A 2,867-nucleotide genomic window follows, 5' to 3' on the forward strand; every position below is an offset into this window, starting at 1 on the left:
AAACGCCTGCTCTCATGAGAGCAGGCGTTTGTTTTTAAGTATAAGAAACTACCCCACCGGCTGGTGCTTAAAGAAAACGACAGCCATAGGCGGCAGCTTCAGCACTAGCGAATAATTCATACCGTGGAACGGCTCCGGAATCGAGTGCAGCAAGCCATTGTTGTAGAAATTACTTCCTCCAAAATGACTGTCGTCGCTGTTGAGCACTTCAACCCAGTTTCCTTCCAGCGGCACCCCCATGCGGTAATTGTCGTGTACGCCCGGTGTAAAGTTGCAGACCACCAGTAACTGCTCCTCCGGCGTGTTGCCTTTCCGCATGAAGCTGATCACGCTGTTGTGCGCATCCTGGAAGTCCACCCACTCAAAGCCTGCCGGATCGAAACTATGCGCATACAGTGCTGGCTCCTGCCGGTAGAGGTGGTTGAGCTGGCGCACCAGTTCCTGTATACCTGCATGGTATTTGAACTGCAGCAGATGCCAGTCCAGGCTGCTGTCGTGGTTCCACTCGCTAGTCTGGCCCAGTTCGCCACCCATAAACAGGAGTTTGGCACCCGGGTGGGCGTACATGTAGGCATAAAGCGCTCGCATGTTGGCAAAAGCCTGCCACTCATCGCCCGGCATTTTGCGGATAAGCGACCCTTTTCCATGTACAACCTCATCGTGTGACAGCGGCAGCATAAAGCGCTCCGTGAAGGCATAGATGATACTGAAGGTAATATCGCCCTGGTGGTGGCGGCGGTAGACCGGATCTTTCGAAAAATAGGTCAGCGTATCATGCATCCAGCCCATCATCCATTTCATATCAAATCCGAGCCCGCCGTTTTCTACTGGTCCGGTTACAGCCGGCCAGGCCGTGGATTCCTCGGCAATGGTGAGCACTTCGGGAAAGCGCTCGTGCACTGCCTGGTTAAAGTCTTTCAGAAGCGAGATCGCCTCCAGGTTTTCCCGTCCGCCATACTCATTGGGTATCCACTCGTCGTGCTTGCGGCTGTAGTCCAGGTATAGCATGGATGCCACGGCATCTACCCGCAGGCCGTCTACATGGTACTTGTCCAGCCAGAAGAGTGCATTGCTGATCAAGAAGGAACGCACTTCATTGCGGCCATAGTTGAAGATGTAGCTGTTCCAGTCCGGGTGGTAGCCTTTGCGGGGATCGGCATGCTCATAGAGGTGCGTCCCATCAAAGTAGGCCAGCCCGTGCTCATCCGAAGGAAAGTGCGAAGGCACCCAATCCATGATGACGCCTATACCTTCCCGGTGCAGCGCGTCAATCAGGAACATCAGGTCCTCGGGGGAACCGTAGGTGCTGGCCGCGGCAAAGTAGCCTGTGATCTGGTAACCCCAGGAACCGTTGAACGGGTGGTGCATGACCGGCATGAACTCTACGTGCGTAAAGCCCATTTCCTTCACATAAGCCGGCAGTTCCGCTGCCAGCTCCCGGTAGGTAAGCGGCCGGTTGTTGTCCTCGGGCTTGCGGCGCCAGGAACCCACATGCAGTTCGTATACCGAATAAGGCTGCGGCTGCCCCTGCAGGCTTTTCCGGTGCTCCAGCCAGGCGTTATCTTCCCAGGTATGGTGCAGGTCATGGACGACGGAAGCCGTTTGTGGCGGCTTCTCCCGCCGGAAAGCGAAAGGATCACTTTTCTCCACATGATACAGGTGATAACGTGACTTGATGTGGTACTTGTAAAGCATACCTGCCTGCACATCGGGTATAAATCCTTCCCATATTCCGGAGTGATCGGCCCGTGCCTGCAGCTGGTGGCTCTCCCGGTTCCAGGCGTTGAAATCCCCCATCACCGATACCTGGTCAGCATTAGGTGCCCACACCGCAAAGTAGGCTCCCTGTTTGCCTGCACGCTCCATCAGGTGCGAGCCGAGCTTTTCATACAACCTGTAATGGCGGCCTTCCCTGAACAGGTAAATATCAAATTCAGACAGCCGGCTGATGTCATAGTAGACCGGGCCTGTTTGTTCTACCTCAGGTTGGGCTGCTGCCGGAGCAGGCTCAATGGATAACCCGGCTGCATTACCTGCTGGCTGTTGCAGGGCGGCAGCTTGTTGTGCTTTGTTCGTCCGGGTGCGCTTTGGCTGAGTAGTTACCTCCTGGCCAGCAGTTCCGGTTACGGAAGTGTTTTCCTTTTTAGGTCTGCCTTTTTTAGCCGGCGTGGCAGCACCTGCCGGTTCCTGCACATTGGCTATACCTTCCTCTGGTTTCGCTTTCGACCTGGAAGTAGTTTTCTTCGCTGCCGGCGTTCCATCGGAAGCCACAGCAGTGTTTTTTTCTACTCCACTTGTCGTTTTCTCCTGATCCTGAGTTTCCTTTTGTTCCGTTCTTTTAGCCATTCTGATACTTCCTCATGATGTACTTTATGCCTCTGATCGGGATGAGCACCCAATCCGGACGGTTGTTCAGTTCATATCCTAGTTCATAGATCGCCTTTTCCAGCAGGAAGGTCTCCATCAGTATCTCGAAGTCCTCCTCCTTTTCCGGCACAACGCCTGTCCGCATGGTCTTGTCCAGGTACGTGTGCATAAAGAAACCGCTGGCGTAGTGGTACCACTGCTCGGCCCAGGCTTCGAGGTAGGCGCTGTCCTCTTTCCGGAAGCTGTCCTGCTGGAAGAGCGCATTGTAGGCCGCGTAGTGGAACGAGCGGATCATACCGGCCACATCGCGGAGCGGAGAACGCTTCAGGCGACGCTCGCTGAACGAACGGGCAGGCTCTCCCTCAAAATCAATGATGATAAAGTCGCGGCCGGTGAAGAGCACCTGTCCCAGGTGATAATCGCCGTGCGTGCGTATTTTCATCGTATCGATCTTCCGGGAGAATATCTTTTTGAGACGATCCAGTATTTCCTGCCGCATC

Annotated in this window: 1 protein-coding gene and 1 pseudogene; both read right to left on the reverse strand. The window is 54.7% G+C overall.

The window, feature by feature from the left end; genetic code table 11:
• Positions 1–48: 48 nt before the first annotated feature.
• Positions 49–2,346, reverse strand: coding sequence for a 1,4-alpha-glucan branching protein GlgB (gene glgB, locus OB13_RS10600; RefSeq protein WP_461490139.1), 2,298 nt, complete (start codon positions 2,344–2,346; stop codon positions 49–51).
• Positions 2,339–2,867: pseudogene (locus OB13_RS10605) on the reverse strand (maltose alpha-D-glucosyltransferase); the annotation flags it as partial. The gene glgB and the pseudogene OB13_RS10605, both read right to left, overlap by 8 nt.

Source organism: Pontibacter sp. HJ8, assembly GCF_054824225.1.

What these genes read in the sequence shown, in the direction of transcription:
- glgB (WP_461490139.1), bottom strand. Translation starts at nt 2,346, where the DNA reads ATGGCTAAAAGAACGGAACAAAAGGAAACTCAGGATCAGGAGAAAACG.